Source organism: Gordonia pseudamarae (assembly GCF_025273675.1).
Taxonomy (GTDB): domain Bacteria; phylum Actinomycetota; class Actinomycetes; order Mycobacteriales; family Mycobacteriaceae; genus Gordonia; species Gordonia pseudamarae.
In genome coordinates this window covers 1,039,212-1,058,643 of the sequence record NZ_CP045809.1, presented here as the reverse complement: position 1 = coordinate 1,058,643, position 19,432 = coordinate 1,039,212, and the positions used below count along the sequence as shown (strand labels likewise).

Below are 19,432 nucleotides of genomic sequence, written 5' to 3'. Positions count from 1 at the left end.
TCGATAGCGTCACTCTCGTATCAGGAAACTAGCTTCTCCCCGTGCAAGAATCAACCGAAACAGCGATCTGAGTCACACAAATCGGACGTGGGGCGGCAAACCCGCAGATCACCAACGCCGTCGGCACGAGCCCCGCCCGCGGATGACCACCAGGCCGAATGAGCCGGTTTGCCGAAACGGATTGACTGGACCCGCCAAGCATGGAAACGTAGTATTCGTAGATGAGAATCAGATTCTCACAGGAGGTGACATGAGATTGACCCCGCTGCCGGCCGACCGATGGGACGGTGACGTCGACGCGGCGCTGGCAAGTCTGCTCCCCAGGCAGCGCCGCAACCCTCAGGGGGCCGGAAACGCACTGGCCACCTTGGTCCGGCATCCGGAACTCACCAAGGCATTCCTGCCGTACAACGTCCATGTTCTGTTCGGTTCAACCCTCACGCCCCGTCAGCGCGAGATCGCCATCCTGCGGGTGGCCGCCCTCGCCGACAGTCCCTACGAGGTCGAGCATCACACCGGGATGGCACGCGCCGTGGGGATGACCGACGAGCAGATCTCCGACGCACTCGGCGGCATCGCCACCGCGGACGAGGAACAGCTCATCCTGCGGGCGGTCAACGAACTCCACACAACCTCAACGATTTCCGATTCCACCTGGAACGCACTGTCGGTGCACATGGACGAACGTCAGCTCATGGATCTCGTCTTCACCGTCGGCGCCTACACCACCCTGGCAATGGCCTTCAACACCTTCGGCGTCGAGCCGGACCGCGAACTACAGCCTGAATACGAAAGGTAAATCCGTTGGCACACTTCAAGAAGCCGGCCGCCGGCAGCTGGACCGAGCACTATCCCGACCTGGGCACCGAACCGGTCGACTACACCGACTCGATCGACCCCGAGTTCTACGAGGCCGAGCGTAATGCGATCTTCCGCAAGACCTGGCTCTACATGGGCCGGGTCGAGAAGCTGCCCAAGGTGGGCAGCTACTTCACGCGCGAGCTGCCCGTGGTCAACACCTCACTCATCTTCGTCAAGGGTAAGGACAAGGTGGTCCGGTCCTTCCACAACGTGTGCCGCCATCGCGGCAACAAGCTGGTGTGGGACGACTTCCCCAACGAGGAGACCGCCGGTTCCTGCCGCCAGTTCGCCTGCAAGTACCACGCCTGGCGCTACCAGCTCGACGGCGAACTCACCTACGTGCAGCAGGAAACCGAGTTCTTCGACCTCGACAAGGGCCAGTACGGACTCAAGGAGGTCCGCTGCGAGGTCTGGGAAGGGTTCATCTTCGTCAACTTCGACAACACCGCCGTCTCGCTCGCCGACTACCTCGGCGCATACGGTAAGGGATTGGAAGGCTACCCGTTCCACGAGATGACCGAGACCTACAGCTACCGGGCCGAGATCGGCAGCAACTGGAAGCTGTTCATCGACGCCTTCGCCGAGTTCTACCACGCACCGATCCTGCACCAGAAGCAGGCGGTCAAGGACGAGGCCGACAAGCTCATGAAGGTCGGTTTCGAGGCGCTGCACTACGACCTGCAAAGCCCGCACTCGATGATCTCCTCCTGGGGCGGCATGGCACCGCCCAAGGACATGAACATGGTCAAGCCGATCGAGCGGGTCCTGCGCTCGGGCCTGTTCGGACCGTGGGACCGCCCCGACATCGAGGGACTGGACCCGCTTCCTGCGGCGGTCAACCCGGCAGGCGCAAAGCCCTGGGGCGTCGATGAATTCGAGTTCTTCCCCAATATGTCGCTGCTCATCTGGGCGCCTGGCTGGTACCTGACCTACACCTACTGGCCCACCGCGGTGGACCGGCACATCTTCGAGTGCAACCTGTACTTCGTGCCGCCCAAGAACATCCGCGAACGGCTCGCCCAGGAGCTGGCCGCGGTCACGGTCAAGGAGTACGCGCTCCAGGACGCCAACACCCTTGAGGCCACCCAGAAGATGCTGGAGACCCGGACAGTCACCGAGTTCCCGCTCTGCGACCAGGAAATCCTTCTGCGCCATCTGCACAAGATGGCCGTCGATCACGTTGAGGAGTACCGCAATGCCAGTGTTGCCGGCTGAATTCGCCGATCTCGAACCGTACGCCGATTGGGCGCTGGAGACCGAGCAGGAGCGCTGCGCCAAGCGCCTGGCCTCCACCATGCCGCAGATGCAGGAGTTCTACGACGCAGCGTTCCCCCGGCTGGCCGACGTGATGGACTACGGCGACCAGTTCGACATGGATGATCTGCCCGAGGAGGTCCGCAAGCTGGTGCACCTGATGCAGTCACTCATCATGGTGTCCTTCCCCGTGGAGGTGTGGAAGCAGCCACGGGTGCCCGACTCGGGTGCGGCCTGGGCCGAGTTGATCTACGAACCCGTCGTCTGACGAGGCGCACAATCACATGCTGATCATCAAGGCCGCCGGCCTGATCGACGTCGACGCGGGCCGGCTGGTCACCCCGGCCGTGCTCCGCGTCGACGGCGATCGCATCGTCGGTGTCAATGACGGTGTTCCACCTTCCGACTCCGACGAGGTCATCGATCTCGGCGACAACATCCTGTTGCCCGGACTGATGGACATGGAGGTCAATCTCCTGATGGGCGGACGCGGTGAACGTCCGCCGCTGTCGTCGGTCCAGGACGATCCGCCCACCCGCATACTGCGCGCCGTCGGCAATTCCCGGCGCACGCTGCGGGCCGGATTCACCACCGTGCGCAACCTCGGACTGTTCGTCAAGACCGGCGGCTACCTGCTCGACGTGGCACTGGGCAAGGCCATCGACGCCGGCTGGATCGACGGTCCCCGGATCGTGCCGGCCGGACACGCGATCACCCCCACCGGCGGCCACCTCGATCCCACCATGTTCGCCGCGTTCGCCCCCGGGATGATGGAACTCACCCTGGAGGAGGGCATCGCCAACGGTGTCGACGAGGTCCGCAAGGCGGTGCGATACCAGATCAAGTACGGCGCCCAGCTCATCAAGGTCTGCGTCTCCGGTGGTGTCATGTCCCTGACCGGTTCACCTGGCGCGCAGCACTACTCGTTCGACGAGTTGTGCGCGATCGTCGACGAGGCGCACCGCCGCGGCCTGCGCGTGGCCTCGCACACCCATGGCGCCGAGGCGGTCAAGCAGGCCGTCCGGGCCGGTATCGACTGCATCGAACACGGTTTCCTGATGGACGACGAAGCCATCCAGATGCTGGTGGACAACGACACCTTCCTGGTGCCCACCACCCGCCTCGCCGATGCGATGGACACCTCACACGCGGCCCCCGAACTCCAGGCCAAGGCCGCCGAGATGTTTCCCCGGGCACGTATTTCGGTGAAGAAGGCCTACGATGCCGGGGTGAAGATCGCCGTCGGCACCGACGCCCCGGCCATCCCGCACGGCAGGAACGCCGACGAACTCGTCGCCCTGGTCTCACGCGGCATGTCCACCGCGGCGGTCCTGCGGGCCGCCACCGTGGTGGCCGCCGATCTGATCCAGGTCACCGACCGCGGCCGCCTCGCCGACGGCCTGCTCGCCGACGTCATCGCCGTTCCGGGCAATCCGCTCGACGACATGACCGTCACCCAGGACGTTCGTTTCGTGATGAAAGGAGGACAGGTCTATGTCAACAAATAGCGCGCCGACGAGCAGCCGCACCGACGACATCGTCGAGATCGGCCAGCTCCTGGCCAAGTACGCCGTGACGATGTCCACAGGCGATGTGCAGGGCGTCGTCTCGGTGTTCACACCCGATGGCACCTACAGTGCCTTCGGCGACGTGTATCCGCTCGATCAATTTCCCGCCCTGGTGACCGTGGCGCCCAAGGGCCTGTTCGTCACCGGTACCCCGCTGATCGAGTTCGGCGAACCCGACGAATCCGGGATCGTGAACGACGCCAACGGAACCCAGACACTGCAGTTCATCGACCACACCCAGACCGACATCCGCATCGGCTACTACACCGACACCTACCGCCGCACCGGCGACGGCTGGCGTCTGGCCACCCGGGCGATGACCTTCATCCGGCGCAACGGCGAACACAACTCCGGCCGCCCCCACGTCGTCGACCTCAGTGCCGCACCGTGATCGAGGCCGACGAATTCCGCGCGAAGCTGAGGTCCTGGCTCGATACCCACGACCTCAGCCCCGGCGACGACCATTCGTTCGATGCCCAGGTCGCCCAACTCTCCCGCGTTCGGAAGGCACTGTTCGACGCGGACTGGATGCGGTACGGCTGGCCCACCGAGGTGGGTGGCCTCGGCGGGCCGGCCGTGCTGCGGGCGATCCTCGGCGAGGAGGTGGCCACCCGTTTTCTCGCCGAACCCGGCATCTACTCGATGATCGAGGTGCTGGCACCCACGATGATCTCCTATGCCCGGCCCGAACTGGCCGCGGAGATGGTCCCGCGCCTGCTCGACGGCACCGAGCAATGGTGCCAGGGCTTCTCCGAACCCGGTTCGGGCAGCGACCTGGCGTCCCTGTCCACCCGCGCCGAGCAGCGCGGCGATTCCTGGGTGATCAACGGGCAGAAGGTATGGACCAGCCTGGCCCAGTACGCGTCGCGGTGCGTGCTCCTGACCCGCACGGCCCCCGGCCATGCGGGCATCACCGCGTTCTTCGTCGACATGGACACCCCGGGCATCACGGTCCGGCCACTGCGCACGATGCACGATGTCGACGAGTTCGCCGAGGTCTATTTCGATGACGTCGTGGTGCCCGCCGACAGGATACTGGGCGCACCGGGCGACGGCTGGCGCCTGGCGATGGACCTGCTGCCGTACGAGCGGTCCACCTGCTTCTGGCATCGCATCGCCTATCTGCTGGCCACGCTCGACGGACTGGCCGGAAAGTCCGACGAGGCAGACGACCTCGATCTCGGTTCGGCGTATCTGGCAGTGCACACCGCGCGCTGCCGTTCCCACATCACCCAGCGCACGCTCGCCGACACCGGCCGCGTCGGACCCGAGACATCCATCGACAAGGTGCTCTTATCCACCGCCGAACAGCAGTTGTTCGACACATACCGCGATCTGGTACCCGGCGCCGTCGAATGGACCGATCCCGCACTGCGTTCGGAGTACCTGTATTCCAAAGCAGCCACCATCTACGGCGGTACCGCAGAGATCCAGCGCAACATCATCGCACGCCGGCTGCTCGATCTGGGAAAGGATTCGTAGTGGACCGAACCGACATCACCCTGCTCAGCGAGGCCTTGCGGAGCACGATGACCGAATATTCCGGTCCCGCACTCGACACCGCTCTCGACGACCTGGGCTGGCACGACATGCTCGCCGAGATCCCGGAGATCGCCATCCCGCTGGTGTTCGCGCTCGTGGGCGAGACCGGCACCCACGCGTCGATCATCAACGATGTGCTCGACACCGGGCGGACCTCCACCGAACACCCACTGCCGATGACCGGCGATCTGTGGCTGCGCTGGCACCGTCGCCGCGACACCGGTGGCATCGCTCTCGACCCGGAACTACCGCTGTCACAGTCGGCTCCGGGACCACTCCCCAAGGACGCCCTGATTCGCGGCCGGATCGCCCTGGGGTGGTGGCTGGTGGGTTCGAGCAGGGCAATGCTGGATCTCGCCCGCACCCACGCCCTGGACCGTACTCAATTCGGCACACCGATCGCTGGATTCCAGGCGGTCCGGCACCGCCTGTCCGAAACCCTCGTCGCCATCGAGGGCGCCGAGGCCACGCTGGTCGCGGCTACCGTCGACCTGTACGCGGACTCCCCTTCCCCGCAGGAGGATTCCCTGCTGCGCGCACTGCTGGCCAAGGCCGCGGCGGGCCGGGCGGCGTTGATCGCCTGTCGGCACGCCCAGCAGGTACACGGCGGGATCGGCTTCACCGCCGAGCATTCGCTGCACCGCCACATCCGCCGCGTCCACATCCTCGACGCGCTCCTGGGTTCGTCCCGCACCCTCACCCGCGAGGCCGGTTCGCTGATCCGTGAACAGTCCCACGCCCCCCGCCTCGTCCACCTGTAGACACTTCTCGGCCCCGCCCGCCGAGGCGCGAAGAGTTTCTCGAAAGCGCCATCACCCGCTGGTTGAGACACGAAGAGTCGCCAGGCGATGAGCCTCGAAACCACCTCTCCACCGGAAGCTGTTGCGGACAACGCGATCCCACCAGGTTTCGAGGCGCAGTCGCTGCGCGACTTCGCACCTCAACCGGCATGAAGAGCCTCGAAAGCACCCCAACCCGCTGGTTGAGGCACGAAGAGCCGCCAGGCGATGCGCCTCGAAACCCGGCGAGACAGCGATGTCCGCAACCACTCCCCACCGGAAGCTGTTGCGGACATCGCGATCCCACAGGTTTCGAGGCGCAGTCGCTGCGCGACTTCGTACCTCAACCGGCACCAAAGGACCACCGACTGAGGTACGAAGCGAGCTCAGTTGCAGGCGGGGATCTGTGCGCCGGTGCCCTGGATGGAGAGCAGCGCGCAGAAGGTGGCGCTGGCGACTTTCCATGCACCGTCGACCTTGACGGCCTGGCCGGTCTGGTCTGGCATCACCGGGGTACCGTTGAGCAGCAGGTCGTAGGACACGTCGGCGTTGGTGTCGTCGGTGAGCGTGACACCCTTGACCTCGACGCTGGTGCCCTGCGCCTGGGTGTCGTCGGCCATACCGGCGAGCACCTGACTGAAGCCGTCGGGGTTCTCGATCAGCGCGGTGCGGTCGGCCGCGGGGGTCTTGCCGTTGAAGAACGTGGTGAACGCGTCGGTGACCTCTTGGGTAACCGCCGGATCGGCCGGCGCAGCAGCGCTGGTGGTGGTCTCGGTGGCCTCGGCCGAAGTGACGGCCGAGGTCGTGGCGCTCGACGACGAGTCCGACGAATCATCGTCGTCGCTACAGCCCGCGACCACACCGAGCACGACGACCGCCGCACAACACGCGGTCAGTGCCCGGCTCAACTTTGTTTGACGCATAGCGCGTTCCTTTCTCCGGCGACGACGGCAGCGTCGTCAGGTGACATCGAGAGTGTCGACGCCAGCTGCCATCGACACCGGCGGAAATGCCGTTCTCGGATATGAGATTACAATCTCCAGCGGGTGAAAGATACCATTTCGCCAGAACGGCTCTGTCCGTTTTGCAAAGATTCCGCAGGCCTTGCCGAGGCGGCTTCCGGCCGCCGGCTCACCTGCGCGGCATACCCAGCACCCGCTCGGCGATCACGTTGCGCTGGATCTCCGAGGTGCCCCCGGCGATCGTGAACCCGAAACTGCGCGCGTACCGCTCGAACCAGCTCGCGTAAAACTGCTCCAGATCGGTATGGCAGTAGGGCGCGGTCATCGCCGGATGCGCCAACCCGTCGCCACCGGCAGCGGCCAGGGCATGCTCGGTGGCGCGTTGCACGGCCTCCGAACCGAGCAGCTTGAGCACCGACAGCGACGGTGTGTCCTGTTCCCCGCGTGCCGCGCGCGCCAGCGCCTTGGACCCGAGCAACCGCAACGCGTAGGTGTCCATCACCAGCGTCGCGTAGCGGTCCTCGTCCAGTGAGGTCTGCGGGTGAAAATCACGCAGCAGGTCGTCGAGCCGGTCGGCGAAACTGAGCCACAACAGGGTTCGTTCGTGCCCCAGTGAACCGTTGGCGACGGTCCAGCCGTCGTTGAGCTCGCCGACGAGATTCTCGGCGGGCACCCGCGCATCGTCGAAGAACACCTCGTTGAAGTCGTGGTCGTCGCGCGAGGCGATCGAACCGAACGGCCTGCGTGTCACCCCCGGTGTATCGGTGGGAATGACCAGCACACTGATCCCCTTATGTTTGGGTGCATCAGGGTCGGTGCGCACGAAGGTGAGCAGCACGTCGGCATGGTGGGCGCCCGAGGTCCACACCTTCTGGCCGTTGACCACGAAATGGTCGCCGTCGAGCCGAGCGGTGGTCCGCAGACCGGCCAGATCCGATCCCGCTCCGGGTTCGCTCATCCCCAGCGCAGCGGTGATCTCGGCGCGCAGGATCGGCACCGCCCAGCGCTGCTTCTGTTCGGGTGTACCGAAGGTCAGCAGCGAGGCCGCGATAATGCCCAGCCCCTGCGGGTTGTAACTGTGATAGATCCGCCGGGCCGACAGTTCGGTGAGGTGCACGAACTGTTCGACGATGCCCGCGTTGCGCCCGCCGAATTCGGGTGGATTTCCCGGCAGCAGCCAGCCCGCGTCGAATTGGGTACGCTGCCAGGCCCGGGCCCAATCCGGGATGTCCGCACTCGAGCGGGCGCGCGCGGTGGCCTCGGACTCGGCGGGCAGATTGGCATCGAGGAACGCCGCGAATTCCTGCCGGAACTCCTCGACATCGGCATCAAAGCTGAGTTGCACGGTACCCCTCCGTGATGAGTGCGCGATGGTGGTCGGCGCCACCGAAGAGCAGATCGGTAGCCTTTGCCCGTTTAAGGACGAACTGCACGTCGTTCTCCCATGTGTAGCCCATGGCGCCGAACAGCTGGTATCCGTGCCGGAACACCAGCGATTGACATTCTCCGGCAGCGGCTTTGGCCATCGAAGCGCCCAGCCGGGCCTCCGGCGAGTCCGAGGCGATCGACAGGGCGGCGAACTGGGTCAGCGCCCGCGCCCGTTCGATCGCCACATGCATATCGGCGGCCTTGTGCTTGACGGCCTGGAAACTGCCTATCGCGACACCGAACTGCTTGCGGGAAACCACATGTTCCAGTGTCATATCCAGGATTCGTTGACATGCACCGACTGTTGTAGCCGCCAGCCCGACCAGAGCACGACGACGAGCGGACTCCACATCGGCGGCGACCCGGCGATGATCGGCCACGACCGCGTCGAAGGTCAGATCCGCCACGTGTAGAAGCGGATCGAATACCGGCACCCGTCGTGCGGTCACCTGATCGGCGTCGACGAGGAAGACCCCCGCCGTGGTGGCGACCGCGATGCTCCGGGCCCGGTCGCCGTCGAGCACCGCCCGGGCGACACCGTCGAGCCTCCAGCGACCGTCGCCGATGCGCGCGGCGGTGATCCCACCGAAAACGCCCGCGCCCGGCACCGACGTGTCGGGATCGTCTCCGGCGAGTGGCGCGAACTGCGTCATCGTCGCCAGATACGGGGTCGGATCACTTGCCGCGCCGAGTTCTTCGAGTGCTATGACGAGCTCGACCGTATCGCCCGGCTCGATCAGCTCGGCCCAACCCTGTGCCACCATGTCCCGCCACAGCCCCTCGGAACCGGTGTGCCCCTCGGCCACCTGCCTGACCCACGTGGGCGGGCACTGCTTCGCCAGGAAGTCTTTCACCGTCTTTTGCCAGAGTCGCTGATCGGAGTCCAACTCCAGGAGCATGCGCCCGCCTCTCGTGAGAATTATGTTCTCGAATTTGGAGAGTATCGTATCTTCATAGAGATATACATCACCTCCGAAGATTTGCAAACGCTCATCTCACCAGCCGCTACACTGCGGTAACGCCTTGCCGGATCCGGATACCCCGGCCAGGCTCCCGAGAGAGTCAGTGATGCGAGAGAATTCAGGGATGCACGAGAATTCAGGGATGCGACCGTGACCGAGACCAACGACGAGCCGGCCTGGAAGCAACGGGCGGTCGAGCGGTCGATCAAGACGGCCAAGCTCCGTGCTGAGCAGCGAGTTCAGCGTTTCCTCGATGCCGCACAGGCGATCATCACCGAGAAGGGCACCACCGAATTCACCGTCCAGGAGGTTGTCGACCGCTCGCGCCAATCGCTGCGTAGCTTCTATCTCCAGTTCGACGGCAAACACGAACTGCTCCTGGCCCTGTTCGAGGACGCGCTCAACAAGGCCGCCGCACAGATCCGGGTTGCCGCCGAGTCCGAGACCGACCCCGTCGAACGACTGCACATCGCAACCACTTTGCTGTTCGAGCTCTCGCGCCCCGACCCCACCGCCACACGTCCGCTGTTCAGCGATTTCGCACCCCAGCTACTGCTTACCCACCCCAACGAGGTGCGTGTGGCACACGCGCCGCTGATCGCCCTGTTCGCCGAGCTGATGTCCGACGCCGCCGACTCCGGACATCTCGACTCGACGATCGCACCACGGCGACTGGCCGCGATGACGATGCAGACCATCATGTTCATCGCCCAGTCCAGCGCGCCCGAAACCCCCGATGCCCACCCCATCGCCGCCGACGAGGTGTGGGAGTTCTGCTCGAAGGGGTTCCTGAGCACCTGAGCCGGATGCGTATCGTGGACGGAAACCGTATTTCCGTCCACGAGAACGGGATGCGCTAGGCTGGCTGTCATGTCTGCCGAGTGGGATCGACTGCTGACCGTCCTCAACCTCACACCCGGGTCCGCCGACTCCGCCGGCACGAGTGTGACGCTGACGGGTGACAACCTTGAGCTCGCCTATCACCGTCTGTTCGGCGGACAGATCCTCGCGCAGTTCGTGGCCGCCGCCCTTCACGCCTGCCCCGGCAAGTCCGTGAAGTCGCTGCACAGCGTCTTCGTCAAGGAGGGGCTCATCGACAGCCCGGTCACCTACACCGTGTTTGTGCGCCACGAAGGCCGATCGTTCGCGACCGCGCAGATCGACGCCTCCCAGGGCGAACGACTCATCGCCACGGCCACCGCGTCGTTGCACGTCCCCGAACAGAGCCCCGACATCCAGCACGTCGACGCCGTGCCCACCCTGCCCGACGAGACGTTCGCACGGAGCATCGACCTGCTGCCGTGGGAGGCCCGCTCCGCCGACGACCTCGACGACGCCACCGCGGGCCCGCCCACCTACGAACTCTGGATGAAGACCCCCCACACGCCCGCCGACCGGGGCGAGTGCATCGCCGCCTACGCGACGGACCTGACATTGATCGGCACCGCCCTGCGGCCCGTCGACAACTACGACCAGCGCGGCAACGGCACCGCATTCCTGTCCGCGGTCACCACACACACTCTGTGGTTCCATCGCCCCGTGCGCACCGACCAGTGGCTGCTGCTACGCCAGCACAGCCCGATCCTCGCCGCCGGCCGCTGCTTCGGCAGAGGCGATCTGCTCAGCGCCGACGGCCGACTGCTGGCCTCCTTCGCCCAGGAAGCGATGGTCCGCGGCCTGGTCTGACCACGTGAGCCACGAGAAGCACAAGCAACACCGGACCCCGCCGGTAGAGGTGCGAGAAGCGCAAGCAGCGAGCCTCGAAACCTGTTGAGATGACATCGTTCTCAACCGGGGTTTCGAAGCTCGCACCTCAACCGGCGATCGGACCCTACCCCGCGACCTCGATCACGGTCGCCGATCCCATCCCGCCTCCGGCACACATGGCCGCCACTCCGATTCCTCCTCCGCGCCTGCGGAGTTCGTGAACGAGGGTGACCAGCATCCGGGCACCGCTCGCGGCCACGGGGTGCCCCAACGAACAGCCGCTGCCGGACACGTTGACCTTCTCCGGGTCGATCTCCAGAAGTTTCACGCACGCAACGCAGTTGGCGGCGAAGGCCTCGTTGATCTCGAACAGGTCCACATCGTCGAGCGACAGTCCGGCACGCCCAAGTGCCTTCGGGATGGCGGTGACCGGTGACAGCCCTGTCTGCGCGGGCTCGACACCGACGTTGGCCCACGATCGCACCGTGGCGAGCGCGGGCAGCCCCAGTTCGCCCGACGCGATCGCGAGCAGTGCGGCGGCGTCGTTGGCGCCGCACGCGTTTCCCGCGGTGATGGAGAACCCGTCGATCTCCGGGTGCAGCGGGGTGAGCGCGGCCAGCTTCTCAGCCGTGGTTGTGCGTCGCGGATGCTCATCGACGGAGAACAGTCCGTGTACGGTTTTGATCGGCACGATCTCGTCGACGAACCGGCCCCCGTCGATGGCGGCGATCGCCTTCTGATGCGAACGCAACGCCCAGGCGTCCATCTCCTCGCGGGAGATCCCCGCCGTTACGGCCGAGTTCCAGCCCACGGTGATCGACATGTCCCTGTTGGGGGCGTCCGGTTCGTTGGGGTGTGTGGCCGGCATCCACGGGTCGATCCACTCGTCGGCACCGATCCGGAACCTCGACCTGGGTGATGTCGACGCCGAGTTGACCCCGCCCGCCAGGATCAACGAATCCATCCCCGCCCGGATCGATCCGGCCGCCGACTGCACCGCGGACAGGCCCGCGGCGCAGTGCCGGTTGTTGGCAAGTCCGGGCACGGTGCGCAGGCCGGCCGTGATCGCGGCGTGGCGCGCGATCACGCCGCCGCCGTAGAGCCCCTCGCCCAGGATCACGTCGTCGATGTCCGCGGTGTTGCCAAGAGCGGCGACGTCGGCCGCCAGCGCCGAGACGATGTGCTCGGCCAGGTCGAATGCGTCGGTATCGCGCAGGCTGCCCTTGCCCGCGGTGCCGATCGGTGTGCGCCGCGCGGCGACGATGACTGCTTCAGGCACGGTGATGACCCTTCCACTCGGAGATCTGTTGAGAATGCAATTCTCAACAGATGGAGATTACTGATTACAAGTAGGGGAGCCGAGCCTACCTCGCCTTTCGGCGGAAACTCATGGCCGGGAAGCCTGCCTCCGCGGCACCGGAACCCGACCGGGACCTCACTGCTTCGACGCGGTGAGCCTGGCGATCGTGGACCGGAAATCGTCTGTCTGGAAAGACAACTCCTCGGCCATGTTGGCGTAGTCGAGGCTGGCCAGGATCGCCCGTTCGAGGTGGATGTTGAGCATCCGCTTGGTGGCCTCGACAGCCTGCTGCGGCAGTTCCATCATCTTCTTCGCGCAGGCGACGGCCTCGGTGAGCGGGTCGTCCACCACATGATTGGCCAGCCCGAGCGCCACGGCGCGCTCGGCGGGGATCCGGGTGCCGGTGAGCGCGAACTCCTTGGCCTGCAACAAGCTGATCTGCAGCGGCCAGGTGAGTGGGCCACCGTCGGCGGCGACAAGTCCCACCTGCACGTGGGGGTCGGCCAGGTACGCGTTGGGCGCCATGTACACGGTGTCACTCAACGCGACCAGGCTGCACCCCAATCCGACGGCCGGGCCGTTGACCGCGGCCACCACCGGAACCCGGCAGCGCGCCATCCCCAGCACGAGCTCACGGCCGTGACGGATGGTCTTGGCGCGCAACGCCGGGTCCTCCCCCAGCTCGGCGAGGTAGGTGAAATCGCCGCCGGCGGAGAACGCCTTGCCCCGGCCGGTGAGCACGGCGGCACGAACCCGCGGATCGTCGGTGAGCCGGCCCCACAGCTCCGCGAGTCCCGAATGCAGGTTGTCGTTGACGGCGTTGAGGGCGTCGGGACGGTTGAGGGTGATGATCCGCAGCGCGCCCTCGGCCGTCACCTCGATCTCATCGGGCATTCCGTACATGGTCACACTCCCAATCCCAGTAGCCGCGAGGCGATGATGTTCTTCTGAATCTGTGAGGTTCCGCCCATCACGCTCTGCGCCCGCGAATACAGGTACGAGCTCAGCAGTTCGGGGTCGGAGGTGCCGGTCACCGACAGGGCCGCGTGCCCGACGGTCTGCTCGGTCCACGTCATCAGCAGTTTGTCGAGCGAACCTTCGGATGTATGCGAGATGCCGTCGAGCTGTTCGGACAGCCGGCGCCGCACGTGCAGCCGCAGCATCTCGGTTTCCACCGCGGCCACAGCCAGCTCGTCCGACGGCTCGTCGCTGCGCGCCACCAGGGACTGCACCGTCTTGGCATAGCGGGCCACATAGCCCAGCGTCGACGGCTCCCGCTCGTGACCGACGACGGTCATCGCCATCGCCCACCCGTCGCCGGGCTCACCCACGAGATTGCGGGCCGGAACACGGACGTCGTCGAAGGTGACCTGCCCGAACTCGGTGGTGATGCCGCTGATCATCTTCAGCGGCCGCTGCTCGATGCCCGGGGTGTCCATCGGCACGATGAACGCCGAGATACCCCGGTGCCGTGGCACATCCGCGTCGGTGCGGGCCAGCAGCAGGCACCAGTCGGCGATGTCCGAGTAGCTGGTCCAGATCTTGTGCCCGTTGATGACGTACTCGTCGCCCTCCCGGACCGCCGCGGTGCGCAAGGATGCCAGATCCGAACCGGCGCCCGGTTCGGAGAAGCCCTGGCACCAGCGCTGGGTGCCGTCGATCATGCCGGGCAGGAACCGTTCCTGCAGTTCCACGCTGCCATGCCGGCACAGGCCGTGCAGCAGGTAGCCCAGGCTCGGCCGGGGCGGGGCACCGGCTTTGGCCAGTTCCTCGTCGAGGATCACGTCGTACACCGCGGGCAGGTCGTGTCCGCCGAACCTCTCCGGCCACGACAGTCCGAAGAACCCGGCGCCGTAGAGCGCCTGATGCCATTCACCCTGCCGCGCCCAGTATTCGTCACCCGATGTGGGGAATCGGCCGGCGTTGTCGGCCAGCCAGGTGCGCAGCCTGGTACGGAACTCCGCCTCCTCGGCCGAATCACGATAGTCCACTGCTGATCTCCTTCAACGTGACGGGACAGGTCTCGGTGGCCACCAGTACCCGGCGCAGGTACAGGTGCGCCAGGCATTCCCAGGTATTGCCGATGCCGCCGTGTACCTGAATCGAGTTCTCGCACACCGTGAGCGCCGAGCGGGCCGCGTAGACCTTGGCCATCTGCGCGGCGCGGACGGCCTCGTCGGGTTCGAGTTCGTCGACCGCCCATGCGGCGTGCCGCACGATGGAGACCATGCCCTCGATGAGCGCGAGCCCCTCGGCGAGCAGATGCGCCACCGCCTGATAGGAGCCGATGGTCTTGCCGTACTGTTCGCGGATCTTGGCATAGTCACAGGCCAGCGCATGCGCCCCGCGTGCGGCGCCGAGCAGATCGGCCGCGGTGGCCGCCAGTGCCAGGGCGTACCAGCGCCGGGCGTCTGCGGCACCGAGGGTGACCACCGCCTCACCGCCGGAGGCAACCGCCTTCGCCTCCCGCGTGAGATCGGCACAGGCCACGGGCGTACCCGCCGCCGCGAGCAGCACGGTGGTCCCGTCGAGGGTCACCACGCTGTCGATGCCGCGCGCATCGAAGGCGGTGCCCTCGATCGCTACCGCGACCGCCACATCGTCGGTTCGCGCCGGGGCATGCCTGAGCAGGTCGTCGGCGAGAATCGGTCCGAGGAACGGGGTGTCGACGAGGCCGCGGGCCAGTTCTTCGGCCACCACCGCCACTTCGACGCCGGAGGCGCCGTCGGAGCGGAGTGTTCGCCATCCCGAGCCGGTGACCGCGGCGTCGAGTCGGGCGCGACGCTGCGCCGACTCAAGTGCGGCCACCGATTCGGGTCCGAGGTCGGTGGCGAGTTTGGCGGCGGCGTCACGCAATTGCGCCTGCTCACCGGTCAACCGGGCGTCCATCGGTCTCCTAACACGGATCGTGGAGGTTTGAGATTTGGGGAACTTGAGAGGATGCTACCTCAATGTGAGAATATGATTCTCATAACAATAGAACTGCAATACCGTCGTGGTTGGCAAGCCCCACCGGGCATGCCACCGGCCACAACGACAGCCCTACCAGAGGAGAGGCCGTGTCCAGACCTCCGATGTTCCAACGCGCCACCGTCACTCGCGTCATCAAGGAGACAGCCGATGCCCGGACCTTCGTCCTCGCACCGCACGAGGGACCCATCACCTACCGTGCGGGGCAGTACTGCACATTCCGGGTCGAGGTCGACGGTCAGACCCTATACCGCTCGTACTCGATGTCCAGTTCCCCCGACGCCGACGACGAGTTGTGCACCACCGTCAAGCGGGTTCCCGGCGGGAAGGTGTCCAACTGGCTGCTCGACAACATCGCCGACGGCGACACACTCGACATGACGAGGGCTTTCGGCACCTTCTGTCTCAAGGAGAGCGATCGGCCGGTCATCGGATACAGCGGCGGCAGCGGTATCACCCCGATCCTGTCCCTGGCCAAGTCCGCACTGACCGCCACCGACCGCGACGTCTATCTGCTGTGCGCCGACCGCGACCCCGACGCCGCCATCTTCACCGCCGCCCTCGACGAGCTGCTCACCCGCTATCCCGATCGGCTGACCGTGCAACGCAGCTTCGATATCGAGAACGGGTTCCTCACCGCCGAAGCCGTCGCGAAGTTCCTCGGCGACCTGTCCGACGCCGACCACTACATCTGCGGCCCCGAACCGTTCATGGATCTCGTCGAAGACACGGTCACCGGTCGCGGCACAGTGTTCGTCGAACGTTTCGGCGGCGCCGCCCAACTTCCCGAGGGCGCCGAGACCGAAACCGCGACGGCCACCGCCGCCGACACCGGCGAGGAGGTGAGCGGCACCATCACCATCAAGCTCAAGCGCAAGAAGGTCACCGTCTCCCGGGAGGCCGGCGAGACCATCCTCGAGGCTGCCCGTCGTGGCGGACTCACCCCACCCTTCTCCTGCGAGGCGGGGAACTGCGCCACCTGCATGGCCCACCTCGACGAGGGCACCGCGACGATGCGCGTCAACGACGCCCTCGAGGACGACGAGATCGAGGACGGCTACACCCTGACCTGCCAAGCGGTCCCGGACTGTGCCACAACCGTGGTCACCTACGAAGACTGACACCCAACAACGAAAGGTAGAAAGCATATGGCCAAAGGCATTCTGCTGGTGGAGAGTCGGCCCAGTTCATCCGAACGGGAGACCGAGTTCAACGAGTGGTACGAGAGCGTCCACATGCCCGAGGTACTCGCCCTCGACGGCTTCGTCTCGGCCCGCAGGTTCCGCCCGGTCCGTGCCGGCGAGCCCTACGTGACCGTCTACGAGATCGACGCCGACGATGTCACCGTCGCCGCCAAAGGCGTGTTCGCCGCCGCCCAGAGCGGGGCGTTCCGCATGAGCGACTCCATGCAATTCGATCCCCCGCCCGCCATGCGCATCCTCGAACTGGCCGCCGAACAGTGACCCCGCTGATTGAGGTGCGAGGAGCGTCAGCGACGATCCTCGAAACCCGGTGATACACAATGTCCGCAACAACTTCTACCATGGAAGCGGTTGCGGACATTGTTATCTCACCGGCATATCGTTATCTCACCGGTTTTCGGGACTCCTCGCCCAGCGGCTCGTCGCACCTCAACCGACGATCGCCCTACCGGAGGTCTTTGGCCATGTAGGCCACCGCTTCCCGAGTGCGGTCACGCGAGGCGCGCAGTTCCTCACGGGTGTCGCCGACGGGCAGCAGCCGCATGGAGATGTCGGTGACGCCTGCGTCGATGTAGCGCTGGAATCCGGCGAGGATCGCATCCTCGTCACCGGCGAGGATCAGATCGCCCGCGTCCTGGGCGTTGCCGTGTTCGAGCAGGCGCTGATAGTTGGGCGAGAACTCCGACTCGGTGAGCAGCAGGTTGGCCCGCTCCCGGGCGGCATCGATTTCCGAAGCACCACACAGACATACGGGGATGCCGGCCACAACCCGCGGCGCGGGACGGCCGGCCGCCTCGGCGGCGGCGTTGATCCGCGGGGCGATGTGATTGCCGATCGCCTTCTCGTCGGCCATCCACAGAATGGTGCCGTCGGCGCGTTCACCGGCGATCTTGAGCATCACCGGCCCGAGGGCCGACAGCATCACCGGCATCGGCCCGACCGGACCGAGATCGAGCGGGTTGTGCACGGTGAACGAGTTGTTCTCCACGTCGACCGGTCCCGGTCCGTGCAGTGCCTGGTCGAGCACGTCGAGCACGTCCCTGGTGTAGGCGGCGGGCTTCTCGTACGGGATGCCCAGCATATCCCGCACGATCCAGTGGTGCGACGGACCAATGCCGAGCACCACCCGCCCACCGGACACCGCATGCGCCGACAACGCCTGCCGGGCAAGGGCGATCGGGTGCTGAGCGTGCAACGGCACGACGGCCGTGCCGATCTCGATCCGGCCGGTGCGCGCCCCCACCGCCGTGACGGCGGTCAGTGCGTCAAAGTCACCGGGCACCTGCGGAATCCAGATCGAGTCGAAGCCCGCGTTCTCGGCCCACTCCGCATCTCTGATCATCCGGCCCAGTTTGCGTGCGGCGTCGCCGCCCTCCGGTCCCACCATCACGCCCATGCGCATGTTTCTCAGCCTCCCAGCCGCCGGCGGCCCGGCATCTCGTGAATATGCTACTTGCAGATTGCGAGAATACCAATATCGTAGATGGTATTCAGATTCTCATCAGGAGGCCCGCCCATGAATCTCGATGACCTGGTGCTCATCAGCATCGACGATCACGTCGTCGAACCACCGGACATGTTCCTGCGCCACGTACCCGAGAGGTACCGCGACCAGGCCCCGGTCGTCGTCACCGATGACAAGGGTGTGGACAAGTGGATGTACCAGGGCAAACAGGCCGGCGTCAGCGGCCTCAACGCCGTGGTCAGCTGGCCGGCCGAGGAGTGGGGCCGCGATCCGGCGGGCTTCGCGGAGATGCGACCGGGCGTCTACGACGTCCACGAACGGGTCCGGGACATGAGCCGCAACGGCATCTGGGGCTCGATGTGCTTTCCCACCTTCACCGGCTTCTCCGCCCGGCACCTCAACCAGTATCAGGACCCGGTGACGCTGGTCATGGTGTCGGCGTACAACGACTGGCACATCGACGAATGGTGCGGCACCTACCCTGAGCGGTTCGTCCCGCTGGCGCTGTTGCCCACCTGGAATCCCGAGGCGATGTGCGCCGAGATCCGCAGAGTGGCCGCCAAGGGCTGCCGGGCGGTCACCATGCCCGAAATCCCACATTTGGAGGGGCTCCCGAGTTACCACGACATCGACTACTGGGGGCCGGTGTTCCAGACCCTGTCGGACACCGGGCTGGTGATGTGCCTGCACATCGGGTCGGGTTTCGGCGCCATCTCGATGGCCAAGGACGCCCCCATCGACAACCTGATCGTGCTGGCCACCCAGATCTCGGCGATCGCCGCGCAGGATCTGCTGTGGGGTCCGGCGATGCGTGCCTACCCCGACCTCAGGTTCGCGTTCTCCGAGGGAGGCATCGGCTGGATCCCGTTCTATCTCGACCGCTGCGACCGGCACTACACCAACCAGAGATGGCTGCGCCGCGACTTCGGCGGCAGACTGCCCAGCGAGGTGTTCCGTGAGCACTCACTGGCCTGCTATGTCACCGACCCCACCGCGTTGTTGCTGCGCAACGAGATCGGTATCGACATCATCGCCTGGGAATGCGACTACCCGCATTCGGACTGCTTCTGGCCCAACGCCGCCGAACTCATGCTCGACGAGCTCAACCGCGCCGGGGCATCGGACTCGGACATCGACAAGATCGGCTGGCAGAACTCGGCCCGCTTCTTCAACTGGGATCCGCTGAAAACCAGGACCCGCGAGGAGATATCGGTCGGCGCGCTGCGCCGGTCCGCCGCCGACGTGGACGTGTCCATCCGCTCCCGCGCCGAATGGGCCCGCCGCTACCACGAGAAGCAGGCCGCCGGGTCCTCGGTGTAGTCCGCTGCCGGTCGCGCGCCCCACCGCCCCTTCCTGTTGCACCTACCGCCACACTGCCACCCCCTCCCCGTTGAACGCACCGCCACGCCACCGTCCCCCGTCGGTTGAGGTG

20 protein-coding genes are annotated in these 19,432 nt (G+C 66.0%); 12 read left to right on the top strand and 8 right to left on the bottom strand.

The window, feature by feature from the left end; translation table 11 throughout:
• Window positions 1-250 precede the first annotated feature (250 nt).
• The 7 genes from GII31_RS04550 to GII31_RS04520 are packed head-to-tail and all read left to right on the top strand — an operon-like array spanning window position 251 to window position 5,986.
• Window positions 251-799 carry a carboxymuconolactone decarboxylase family protein gene (locus GII31_RS04550; protein WP_213247193.1) on the top strand — a complete coding sequence of 183 codons (549 nt, stop codon included), beginning with the start codon at window positions 251-253 and terminating at the stop codon, window positions 797-799.
• 5 nt (window positions 800-804) lie between these two features.
• Window positions 805-2,076, top strand: coding sequence for an aromatic ring-hydroxylating oxygenase subunit alpha (locus GII31_RS04545; RefSeq protein WP_213247191.1), 1,272 nt, complete (start codon window positions 805-807; stop codon window positions 2,074-2,076).
• Window positions 2,057-2,383 carry a hypothetical protein gene (locus GII31_RS04540; protein ID WP_260840306.1) on the top strand — a complete coding sequence of 109 codons (327 nt, stop codon included), beginning with the start codon at window positions 2,057-2,059 and terminating at the stop codon, window positions 2,381-2,383. Before GII31_RS04545 ends, GII31_RS04540 begins: the two co-directional genes overlap by 20 nt.
• Before the next feature lie 16 nt (window positions 2,384-2,399).
• On the top strand, window positions 2,400-3,623 hold the full coding sequence (locus GII31_RS04535; protein WP_213247187.1) for a metal-dependent hydrolase family protein: 1,224 nt from the start codon (window positions 2,400-2,402) through the stop codon (window positions 3,621-3,623).
• On the top strand, window positions 3,610-4,074 hold the full coding sequence (locus tag GII31_RS04530; RefSeq protein ID WP_213247185.1) for a nuclear transport factor 2 family protein: 465 nt from the start codon (window positions 3,610-3,612) through the stop codon (window positions 4,072-4,074). The genes GII31_RS04535 and GII31_RS04530 overlap by 14 nt, the downstream gene beginning before the upstream one ends.
• The gene (locus GII31_RS04525) at window positions 4,074-5,165 is read left to right on the top strand and encodes an acyl-CoA dehydrogenase family protein (protein WP_213249847.1); all 1,092 of its coding nucleotides are present in this window, start codon (window positions 4,074-4,076) and stop codon (window positions 5,163-5,165) included. The genes GII31_RS04530 and GII31_RS04525 overlap by 1 nt, the downstream gene beginning before the upstream one ends.
• The gene (locus GII31_RS04520) at window positions 5,165-5,986 is read left to right on the top strand and encodes an acyl-CoA dehydrogenase family protein (protein ID WP_407649887.1); all 822 of its coding nucleotides are present in this window, start codon (window positions 5,165-5,167) and stop codon (window positions 5,984-5,986) included. Before GII31_RS04525 ends, GII31_RS04520 begins: the two co-directional genes overlap by 1 nt.
• A gap of 404 nt (window positions 5,987-6,390) precedes the next feature.
• Here GII31_RS04520 and GII31_RS04515 read toward each other — a convergent pair whose 3' ends face one another.
• From GII31_RS04515 to GII31_RS04505, 3 genes are all read right to left on the bottom strand, one after another.
• Window positions 6,391-6,927: a hypothetical protein gene (locus GII31_RS04515; protein ID WP_213247183.1), complete on the bottom strand. Its 537-nt coding sequence runs from the start codon at window positions 6,925-6,927 to the stop codon at window positions 6,391-6,393.
• A gap of 208 nt (window positions 6,928-7,135) precedes the next feature.
• Window positions 7,136-8,311: an acyl-CoA dehydrogenase family protein gene (locus GII31_RS04510; protein WP_213247181.1), complete on the bottom strand. Its 1,176-nt coding sequence runs from the start codon at window positions 8,309-8,311 to the stop codon at window positions 7,136-7,138.
• Window positions 8,295-9,293, bottom strand: a complete 999-nt coding sequence (locus GII31_RS04505) for an acyl-CoA dehydrogenase family protein (RefSeq protein ID WP_213247179.1) — start codon at window positions 9,291-9,293, stop codon at window positions 8,295-8,297. The genes GII31_RS04510 and GII31_RS04505 overlap by 17 nt, the downstream gene beginning before the upstream one ends.
• Before the next feature lie 213 nt (window positions 9,294-9,506).
• On the opposite strand from GII31_RS04505, the gene GII31_RS04500 reads away from it, so the two are divergent.
• Window positions 9,507-10,157 carry a TetR/AcrR family transcriptional regulator gene (locus GII31_RS04500; RefSeq protein ID WP_213247177.1) on the top strand — a complete coding sequence of 217 codons (651 nt, stop codon included), beginning with the start codon at window positions 9,507-9,509 and terminating at the stop codon, window positions 10,155-10,157.
• Between the two features lie 69 nt (window positions 10,158-10,226).
• Window positions 10,227-11,042: an acyl-CoA thioesterase gene (locus tag GII31_RS04495; RefSeq protein ID WP_213247174.1), complete on the top strand. Its 816-nt coding sequence runs from the start codon at window positions 10,227-10,229 to the stop codon at window positions 11,040-11,042.
• 145 nt (window positions 11,043-11,187) lie between these two features.
• Here GII31_RS04495 and GII31_RS04490 read toward each other — a convergent pair whose 3' ends face one another.
• From GII31_RS04490 to GII31_RS04475, 4 genes are all read right to left on the bottom strand, one after another.
• Window positions 11,188-12,342, bottom strand: a complete 1,155-nt coding sequence (locus GII31_RS04490; protein WP_213247172.1) for a thiolase family protein — start codon at window positions 12,340-12,342, stop codon at window positions 11,188-11,190.
• A 156-nt stretch (window positions 12,343-12,498) separates the two neighbouring features.
• Window positions 12,499-13,266 carry an enoyl-CoA hydratase/isomerase family protein gene (locus GII31_RS04485; RefSeq protein WP_213249843.1) on the bottom strand — a complete coding sequence of 256 codons (768 nt, stop codon included), beginning with the start codon at window positions 13,264-13,266 and terminating at the stop codon, window positions 12,499-12,501.
• A gap of 2 nt (window positions 13,267-13,268) precedes the next feature.
• Entirely contained in the window at window positions 13,269-14,354 is a 1,086-nt protein-coding gene (locus tag GII31_RS04480; protein ID WP_260840305.1) for an acyl-CoA dehydrogenase family protein, read from the bottom strand.
• Window positions 14,341-15,252 carry an acyl-CoA dehydrogenase family protein gene (locus GII31_RS04475; protein ID WP_213247168.1) on the bottom strand — a complete coding sequence of 304 codons (912 nt, stop codon included), beginning with the start codon at window positions 15,250-15,252 and terminating at the stop codon, window positions 14,341-14,343. Before GII31_RS04475 ends, GII31_RS04480 begins: the two co-directional genes overlap by 14 nt.
• A 170-nt stretch (window positions 15,253-15,422) precedes the next feature.
• Here GII31_RS04475 and GII31_RS04470 point away from each other — a divergent pair, with 170 nt between their 5' ends.
• The gene (locus tag GII31_RS04470) at window positions 15,423-16,454 is read left to right on the top strand and encodes a ferredoxin--NADP reductase (protein WP_246222108.1); all 1,032 of its coding nucleotides are present in this window, start codon (window positions 15,423-15,425) and stop codon (window positions 16,452-16,454) included.
• 27 nt (window positions 16,455-16,481) lie between these two features.
• A complete protein-coding gene (locus GII31_RS04465) occupies window positions 16,482-16,796 on the top strand; it encodes a DUF4286 family protein (protein ID WP_213247166.1) in 315 nt (104 codons plus the stop codon).
• Between the two features lie 184 nt (window positions 16,797-16,980).
• Here GII31_RS04465 and GII31_RS04460 read toward each other — a convergent pair whose 3' ends face one another.
• On the bottom strand, window positions 16,981-17,937 hold the full coding sequence (locus GII31_RS04460; protein WP_213247164.1) for a TIGR03564 family F420-dependent LLM class oxidoreductase: 957 nt from the start codon (window positions 17,935-17,937) through the stop codon (window positions 16,981-16,983).
• A 114-nt stretch (window positions 17,938-18,051) separates the two neighbouring features.
• Between GII31_RS04460 and GII31_RS04455 the strand changes: the two genes are divergently transcribed.
• A complete protein-coding gene (locus GII31_RS04455) occupies window positions 18,052-19,320 on the top strand; it encodes an amidohydrolase family protein (protein WP_213247162.1) in 1,269 nt (422 codons plus the stop codon).
• Window positions 19,321-19,432: the final 112 nt, after the last annotated feature.

Excerpts from the sequence above, each read along its gene's own strand:
- GII31_RS04475 (WP_213247168.1), bottom strand. The coding sequence starts at position 15,252 with ATGGACGCCCGGTTGACCGGTGAGCAGGCGCAATTGCGTGACGCCGCC.
- GII31_RS04535 (WP_213247187.1), top strand. The coding sequence starts at position 2,400 with ATGCTGATCATCAAGGCCGCCGGCCTGATCGACGTCGACGCGGGCCGG.
- GII31_RS04495 (WP_213247174.1), top strand. The coding sequence starts at position 10,227 with ATGTCTGCCGAGTGGGATCGACTGCTGACCGTCCTCAACCTCACACCC.
- GII31_RS04465 (WP_213247166.1), top strand. The coding sequence starts at position 16,482 with ATGGCCAAAGGCATTCTGCTGGTGGAGAGTCGGCCCAGTTCATCCGAA.
- GII31_RS04540 (WP_260840306.1), top strand. The coding sequence starts at position 2,057 with ATGCCAGTGTTGCCGGCTGAATTCGCCGATCTCGAACCGTACGCCGAT.
- GII31_RS04530 (WP_213247185.1), top strand. The coding sequence starts at position 3,610 with ATGTCAACAAATAGCGCGCCGACGAGCAGCCGCACCGACGACATCGTC.
- GII31_RS04485 (WP_213249843.1), bottom strand. The coding sequence starts at position 13,266 with ATGTACGGAATGCCCGATGAGATCGAGGTGACGGCCGAGGGCGCGCTG.
- GII31_RS04515 (WP_213247183.1), bottom strand. The coding sequence starts at position 6,927 with ATGCGTCAAACAAAGTTGAGCCGGGCACTGACCGCGTGTTGTGCGGCG.
- GII31_RS04455 (WP_213247162.1), top strand. The coding sequence starts at position 18,052 with ATGAATCTCGATGACCTGGTGCTCATCAGCATCGACGATCACGTCGTC.
- GII31_RS04505 (WP_213247179.1), bottom strand. The coding sequence starts at position 9,293 with ATGCTCCTGGAGTTGGACTCCGATCAGCGACTCTGGCAAAAGACGGTG.
- GII31_RS04550 (WP_213247193.1), top strand. The coding sequence starts at position 251 with ATGAGATTGACCCCGCTGCCGGCCGACCGATGGGACGGTGACGTCGAC.
- GII31_RS04460 (WP_213247164.1), bottom strand. The coding sequence starts at position 17,937 with ATGCGCATGGGCGTGATGGTGGGACCGGAGGGCGGCGACGCCGCACGC.